Source organism: Deltaproteobacteria bacterium, from assembly GCA_016931625.1.
GTDB lineage: Bacteria > Myxococcota > XYA12-FULL-58-9 > XYA12-FULL-58-9 > JAFGEK01 > JAFGEK01.
Genome location: JAFGEK010000013.1, coordinates 1 through 7,433 on the forward strand (window position 1 = coordinate 1; position 7,433 = coordinate 7,433).

7 protein-coding genes and 1 pseudogene are annotated in these 7,433 nt (G+C 41.0%); 3 read left to right on the forward strand and 5 right to left on the reverse strand.

Going from position 1 to position 7,433, the window contains the following annotated elements; translation table 11 throughout:
* Positions 1-1,626, reverse strand: a 1,626-nt coding sequence (locus tag JW841_00630; GenBank protein MBN1959423.1) for a hypothetical protein, incomplete at its 3' end; no start/stop codon positions are given.
* 80 nt (positions 1,627-1,706) lie between these two features.
* On the opposite strand from JW841_00630, the gene JW841_00635 reads away from it, so the two are divergent.
* Positions 1,707-2,324, forward strand: coding sequence for a class I SAM-dependent methyltransferase (locus JW841_00635; GenBank protein MBN1959424.1), 618 nt, complete (start codon positions 1,707-1,709; stop codon positions 2,322-2,324).
* Positions 2,325-2,683: 359 nt separating this feature from the next.
* On the opposite strand, the gene JW841_00640 is transcribed toward JW841_00635, so the two are convergent.
* The 4 genes from JW841_00640 to JW841_00655 all read right to left on the reverse strand — a co-directional run bounded on the left by JW841_00640 (position 2,684) and on the right by JW841_00655 (position 4,851).
* Positions 2,684-3,547: a hypothetical protein gene (locus tag JW841_00640; protein ID MBN1959425.1), complete on the reverse strand. Its 864-nt coding sequence runs from the start codon at positions 3,545-3,547 to the stop codon at positions 2,684-2,686.
* Positions 3,540-4,151: a hypothetical protein gene (locus JW841_00645; protein ID MBN1959426.1), complete on the reverse strand. Its 612-nt coding sequence runs from the start codon at positions 4,149-4,151 to the stop codon at positions 3,540-3,542. The genes JW841_00640 and JW841_00645 overlap by 8 nt, the downstream gene beginning before the upstream one ends.
* 398 nt (positions 4,152-4,549) lie before the next feature.
* Positions 4,550-4,753, reverse strand: coding sequence for a hypothetical protein (locus JW841_00650; GenBank protein ID MBN1959427.1), 204 nt, complete (start codon positions 4,751-4,753; stop codon positions 4,550-4,552).
* The gene (locus JW841_00655) at positions 4,753-4,851 is read right to left on the reverse strand and encodes a hypothetical protein (protein MBN1959428.1); all 99 of its coding nucleotides are present in this window, start codon (positions 4,849-4,851) and stop codon (positions 4,753-4,755) included. Before JW841_00655 ends, JW841_00650 begins: the two co-directional genes overlap by 1 nt.
* Before the next feature lie 817 nt (positions 4,852-5,668).
* On the opposite strand from JW841_00655, the gene JW841_00660 reads away from it, so the two are divergent.
* Positions 5,669-6,181 (forward strand): hypothetical protein, encoded by a 513-nt coding sequence (locus tag JW841_00660; GenBank protein MBN1959429.1) that lies wholly within the window; start codon positions 5,669-5,671, stop codon positions 6,179-6,181.
* 751 nt (positions 6,182-6,932) lie between these two features.
* Positions 6,933-7,230 (forward strand): annotated as a pseudogene (locus JW841_00665) (transposase).
* Positions 7,231-7,433: the final 203 nt, after the last annotated feature.

The following is a 7,433-nucleotide window of genomic DNA, read 5'->3' on the forward strand; positions in this document are numbered from 1 at the left end:
GTGGCTGATTTCTTCACCAACATAAATAACCCCTTCATCATCGACAGCGATACCTGTCATGATCCAGGTGGGTACGAAATTTGGTGGTGCTGGACTGCCAACGGCTAGTTCTTCAACTATAACGCTAAATGATCCTTGCGTAGTGTCGATTAATACCAAACGTTGAGTGCCGGTTTCAACTGTAACTAGCGAACCATCCGGCATAGCAGCTAAACCTTCGGGCATTAACAGACCAGAGGTGACTAACACTGGATTAGTTAATGTTTGCGAAGCCTCAGCTAAACGATAAATTGCACCTTGGACCCAATCAGCTACCCATAATGTTCCTTGTTTTGCAGCTAGACTACCTGGATACAAAATTGATGGATAGCAGGCCATTGCTGTACGACTTTGGGTTTGCCCATCCTGTCGTATTATGCAGCCACTACCCAATTCAGAAACAACGAGATCTCCTGCGAACTCAATAGCATCAATGGGCACTTGAAAATCATCAAATTCTTCAGTGAGTTGTTGTGAGCTCGGATCCCAAATCTGTACCGAGTTGGCAAACCATGAAGTGATGAGCAATTGATCACCATAGGGCGCAATAGTTACGGGGGTTTTAAGTGCGGCACTTTGCGCTGACACTACATCAACACTACCACGTAGATGACCATTTATGGGGTTGTATTCAGCTAATTGAAACATATCAGCAACAAATAGTGAAGTATTTTCATTAATACTAAGTAAAGCTAAACCACTTGGGCCAGTTAAACCAGCAGGTGTCAATTCTTTTAGATTGTTAGGATGTTTTAATTGATGTAAAGAGCCGTTGTCGCTGTTAGAAAAATACAGAATATCTTCACTATCAAAGGCAATATTATCAACGCCGGGGATATCATCAATAATTATGGTCTTTTCACCACTAGTAATATCTATTGAGTATATTGCGCCGGCAAGTATGTCGCTTACGAACAATTCGTTGGTTGAATTAAGTTTAACAGCGGTAGGGGTGATAAATCCATTAGCTATAATCTCTAAAGTTCCGGTTGACACCTCGATTCTCCCAACTTGTCCAGTATACCATAAGGGTACATACAAATAGCCATCGCTACCCATATCAATACCATCAATGCCTGGATAACCTTCACCAATTAAAACCGGGTCGTTAATACCTGAGGGATCAAGTTGCCATATTTGATCAGCAAAGAAAATTCGGCTTACCAACAAACTTCCATCATTAGCTATAGTAATTCCATTTACGCCCGGCCCTAACATGGCAACAGTTGATTTAACTTTAGCTGAAGTCAGTTTACCAATTTCGCCGGTTAGATATGAAGTCCAATAGATATTGCCATTATTATCGATAACTAAATCATCTGGTGACTCAACACCAAGTTCTGGTCCTAATTTGTCTAAGAGTTCTCCTGAGTCGGGGTCAATTTTATATATTGAACGATCAACTATGCTGGCGACATAAAAGTTGCCATGCGAATCAAAGTTCAGCCCATTAGTTTGAGACAATTCTTTACCTTCAATAAGTATCTTTGTTTTTATTTCTGCTGCGGATAGGCTAGATAAGGTTAATGAGAAAAATAGAAAAGATAGCAGTGATAAAAAAGGACGCGATTGATCAATATGTAACATATTAATCTCTTTAAAAAATAAAAAAGTCCATGGAGTTATTTAATTGCAATACAGTTTTACAGTTGAAAGTCAATAAATAAATGAAAAACGATAAAACATACAATTCATCACATTCATCTACTTTTCATCTTGATAACCATATGTCTCGTATGGAGTCGCCAGATCGTGCTGCCTGGCAAAAACCTGAAGAAGTAATTACCTATTTAGCGCTGCCTGCAAGATCGGTGGTTTGCGAAATTGGAGCAGGTCCTGGATATTTTACGTTAAGATTGGCCAAAGCTGTAGGTGATAGCGGCTTGGTCTATGCAGTTGAAATCGAACCACAAGTTCTTGCGGTATTGCGAGATCGTTTAAATGCCGCCCAAGTATCTAATGTTGTGCCCGTGCTTGGTCTTGCTAATGACCCATTAGTACCAAAGAAAATGTTTGATTGCGTGTTTCTCGTTAACACTTTTCATCATTTTTCTGATCTAGTTGGTTATTTAAAGAAATTAAAGTTATTGCTGCATCGTGGTGGGAGAATAGTAAATATTGATTTTCATAAAAAACCGACCCCGATGGGCCCACCATTAGAAGCGCGCCTTAGTTGCGATGAATTTATAAAATTGGCAGAAGATGCTGGCCTACAAGTTTTAGCTGAGCACGATCTGCTCGAGTATCAATATTTTGTTGAGTTGATCTGTACTGACCTCGACTAGATCTGACAGTTATACCCTGAATGGTTCAATCGTCTGTCAGTTCAAAATCAAGCCGCTTGAGAATCTAAGTTCTCTGCTATTTGAGTACCTGCGGCGTTGATACCTTGCTGAGTCATTTTGTGACGCTTCATGTACTCGCGTTGATGATCTGCATGATCGCTTTACCGCGCTTTTAGATGAGCGTTTCCAGTCAAGATGCGTGAACTCATCCGTAAAATGTCGATAGCTAATGTGACTTGGGGTGCGCCGCGTATTGTTGGCGAGCTTAGAAAAATCGGCATTATTGTCGCCAAGTCAACGGTTGAGAAATACATGGTGAATCCGCATTGTCCACCATCACAAACATGGAGGGACAGCATTTAGAGGTTTTCGATTGCTCGCATACCCCAATCTATTAGTTTTTCATGAGCATCAGGTTGCTCGGGAGAGCCTTTAAGAGACTCTAGATTAAGTTTCATGCTGAGTTTAGATATTGGTTGCCAGACCTTCGCAGTCTCAACCCTTAATATACCCATATCTTTAGATGTTAGTTTAATAAGACCCATTAAATGAGCTATAAGCGAGAGTGCCTGATGCCAATCAATCCATCGAAGCCCTCTGCCATTAATGAAAATTTTTAGAGAGTTATGATGCCTTAGGCGAAATACTTTGGGTCGAATATTATTTGTAACTTCAATAAGGTTTGCCGCTGCAAGTTCTTCTACAGCCCGCTCAGTACTTCGTCGTGTAAAACCTGCTGGAATTATTTCTGATGTCTGTAGAGGAGTATCGCCAGTTTTTATTAATGCGATAAAAACTTCTGCTTTAATAGGTGAGCCGCATAATGCTCTAAGACGAAATCGTATTAGGGAAGGGCGTTCTATTGGAAGGTGGATTTTCGTGCGACCTTGCTGTAAGTTTGCCACATTATTTTGCGGCTGCCATTGAACACCATGTTTTGAAAGTGCACCATTAAAAGCTGCAAAGCTTGAGGCTGCTTCTAGTGGTATATTTTTTAGAAGACCGGTGAAGCGTTTTTTGCTTACGTGTGTTTCGTTGGCTATACACCAATCAAATACCAAGCCTAGTAAACGAGGGTCATGTGCTGCCAAAAAGGGAGTCCATACAATAAGTGGCTCTGGGTCGATGGAGGCATTTTGATGTAGACGTTTTGGTCCGGGGATACCAAGCTCGCTCCACAGACTCCATAGTAGATCTAATATTTTTTCTTCTAATTTATTCATCGATAATGTCTCGTGACTTAGAACCTAGCTCAACTAGCACTTTGGATATTTCAGCAACCGCAATCTCTGTGCGGCCGTCTTTAAGAATACACCAGCGGGAGGCAGTTTTTAGTTCTGCAACAGTTGGTTTAATTTCTCGTAAATCACCAATATCAACAGCTCGTCTTTGACTGCGGGCGGTATCTGTTGCAGCCCATAGTTTGAGTGTAATTAAATCTTGTCTGGAGGCTATTCTAATTGTGAGTGGTCCATATCGTCGAATTTCAGTACGTTCAGCAAAACCAGCAGGCAATAATAGCTTGCCTAGTATTGATGGACCTCCGTTTAACCAATCTTTCTCATCGCGTGGTTCTTGCTCTAAACCAAGTGCATTTGCAACATCTCGTACAGCTGAAACTAAGGGTTCTGGTAATGGTTTTGCTGGTAGCCATTTACCGGTATCAATTCTTGCTACAGCGTCTATATCTAATGTTGGCCGTTTTATAAGATTTTTTAATAGTAATGCACCACCACCAATAATTACTAATTCATAAGCCAAGTTGCGTTGTTTTAGCACTTCTCCTAGCAACCGTAACGCTTCGTTTACTTTATCTTCGCTATTCATCCCTATTTAATAGCATATATGGTATATCTAAGCGACAAAATACGTCGCAAAAGACGACAATATATGACGTTTAACACTTGACCCTCCTGAAAATTCCATCGCATTGATTTTTTCAGGGCTTCGATACTTTGGTGAAAATATTCAAAACTCCAGGGCACCACCTAAAAACATTCTACGGCAATTCAAAAACATTTTTGACTTGACCGCCCTGATCATAGAGGCACCGAGTTTTGGGGGGCAAACGCTCGTACATGGCCATCAAGAAATGAAATTTGGTCGCAATGTTCATAAACACAGGCAAAATCGCGACCGCTATACATTAAATGTACAACAAACATCCATGCTTTGCTGATAATATTCGCAATATTTAAAGTGACCTCAAAAAAATCTATTTGAGCTTATTCGCCAGCATAATATTGCAATGAGATAAATACTTCGCTGTTTTTTAGGCGCTGGCTTCTCAAATATTTTCTTACCCATGAGGGGCTTACTTGATAGCCTTCGGTGATTAGTTGCTCATACAAACGAGCGCTGGTTAATCGTTGTTTGGCGCTAATAAGGGGTTGCCATTCGCTTAAAAGCTCTTCAATGCGGGGTGCCACTAAATCAAATATAGGCGTGCGCCTTGGTTTTGTTTCGATGCGTCTGGGCGGTCACTTATGGATAAGTATTTCTTGACGGTGTTACGGCTAACACCCATCTGCTTAGCTATTTGAAGTTGACTAACACCCTCGACAAGAATCTTGTGTCGTACTTACGTTTACTAACGCCATCCCTAGCATTTCCTTCCTCCGGCGGTATTGCTTTTAACAACTCAATCCTACCGGATGTTTGCGCTAGGGGTGGCTCACTTTTTTGATTACCGTTTGGCTCAGTTTCTAATTGGCGTGTCTAGGTGGGATAACTTACTAAAATACATGATGTTTTTTGATTGAAAAGATAGATATAATGTTTAGCGCCAGCTAGCTTGATGCTGTTTTTCGACCAAAAAGCAAGGCATGGAAAATGTCGCTCACAAAGAGACGAGGATCAAAAATGTGCAATAAAATCTCCGATCTGTCTCCAGTTGCCTCATAAGTAAATGTTACCGAAGCTAGTCCTTTTGACTCATTTGTTTCCTCACAATTGAGGTTACTAAGCGTCTGTTTGTTTTCATGACTCATATTGTTTTTGTATTCAAAAAACACATCGCGGTTAACAAGCCCTCGATGGATGAAAACTTGCCGTAACTAAACCACGACTTTTCGAAAACTCGTCTTGCCATTCGAACATGATAAGCAACACGCAGAGAGTGTGCCCCAAACTAGCAACATCCAGGTTAGATAATTTTTAGCTGTTGCTGAGTAAGTTGTTACACTTAAAATCGGCCACGATGAGTTCATTTGAGATTTTTGGGAGGGACAACAACAACCGGAGTTTGGGCAAAGTAACAATAAATAATTCTTGCCATGCCATGAATTTAGGCGTACTTTATTAGATATTCGCAATTCGCGAATGGCGAATATCGAGATATATAAATGAAATCACAAGATATACTAGTGGCTGTTGAACTTCTTTTGCAAAACGGTAAAAAAATTACTTTTGCTCAACTGGGGAAGTCTCTTCAAATTAGCGCCTCTGAAACACATGGGGCAATTAATCGTCTCAAAGAATCATTCATTTATGATTCATTTACAAAAATGATAAGAAAAACTGCTTTAGAAGAATTTTTGATTCATGGAATACAATACGCTTTTCCTGCATCTTTAGGTAAACCTGCAAGAGGAGTTTTAACAGGGTATTCGTCTCCATTTATGAGAGATGATTTTAATGTTGGTAAAAATGATGATGTCTATATCTGGCCATACAGCAATGGAAAAGACAGAGGTATATCAATACAACCACTTTACCGATCCGCCCCGGAAGTATGCCTAAAAAACGAATCTCTTTATCACTGGTTATCGACAATCGATATGCTTAGATTAAACCGTGCTCGGCAAAGAGAAATCGCGATTATTCACTTACAAAATCTTTTTAAGGATATTAAATAGAAATGCTTAGAGATCACCCAAGCATTTTAATGCTCGAAACGGCTGCTGAAGGTATTCAAAAAATATCCGAGATTGAAGCTGTATTTGATGGAAAACATGGCTTTGCGTCATCAGCTCAGTGTCTATGAGCAAAACAAAACCGCGTAGCCATTTAACACCGCTCGATAGAATTTTCTGGGCATGGCTTTCTAAACATTGGGCTCGTTGGCAAGAGGTCTTGCTTTTTGTGCAACCTGCCACCGTCATTGCTTGGCAGCGTCGGCGATTTCGTGATCACTTGACGCGACTTAGTCGCCGTGGTCGAGCAGGCCGCGCTGCCGTCGATGTCGAGACTCGTGAACTTATACGCAAGATGTTTATGGCCAATAGAACTTGGGGTGCACCGCGCATTGTTGGCGAGCTTAGTAAAATCGGTATTATTGTCGCCAAGTCGACGGTTGAGAAATACATGGTGCATCCGCGTCATCGGCCATCGCAAACATGGAAAACTTTTCTTAAGAATTACGTTAAAGACATTGCTGCAGTAGATTTCTTTGTAGTGCCAACTATTCGTTTTACTATGCTTTATGTCTTCATTGTTTTCGCACATAACCGTCGCCGTGTGTTGCATTTTAATGTCACCACTAATCCAACAGCAGAATGGACCGCACGACAAATCATCGAGGCTTTTCCTTATGACGAGGCAACACATTATTTACTGCGCGATCGTGATTCAATATACGGCCAAGTTTTTAAGCATCAGGTTAATAGTATTGGTATTGAAGAGATACTCACAGCACCAAAGAGTCCATGGCAAAATTCATTTTGTGAGAGGATGATTGGCAGCATTCGTCGTGATTGTTTAGATCACATAGTTGTCTTGAATGAGCGCCATCTTCATCGCATTTTGAGAGCGTATTTTACATACTATCACGAGAGTCTTAACGCATCTATCACTGGCGATGGATTGCCCAAAGCCTCGGCCTGTTCAGCCACGCGATGCTGGCCATGTGGTGGCGATAGAGCAACTCGGTGGTTTGCATCACCGGTACGAACGCCGGGCAGCCTGAATGAAGAATAATTTACGATTATTTTTAAGCGCTGACTTCCAACGCTGCTGCAGAGGTCTATTAAGTATACTGTAAAAGACAACAACATAGCACGCCACGCTTGAGAGTTTTTAGTTCGCAACTCCTCACGCAGTGAATGCTTTGGCGATACACTGGTTGTATCATGGATAAGAAGATAATCTCCTTTAACTTGCTTTGCTTTA

Coding starts and splice junctions, on each gene's coding strand:
- JW841_00635 (MBN1959424.1), top strand. CDS start 1,707: ATGAAAAACGATAAAACATACAATTCATCACATTCATCTACTTTTCAT.
- JW841_00640 (MBN1959425.1), bottom strand. CDS start 3,547: ATGAATAAATTAGAAGAAAAAATATTAGATCTACTATGGAGTCTGTGG.
- JW841_00645 (MBN1959426.1), bottom strand. CDS start 4,151: ATGAATAGCGAAGATAAAGTAAACGAAGCGTTACGGTTGCTAGGAGAA.
- JW841_00655 (MBN1959428.1), bottom strand. CDS start 4,851: ATGGGTGTTAGCCGTAACACCGTCAAGAAATACTTATCCATAAGTGAC.
- JW841_00660 (MBN1959429.1), top strand. CDS start 5,669: ATGAAATCACAAGATATACTAGTGGCTGTTGAACTTCTTTTGCAAAAC.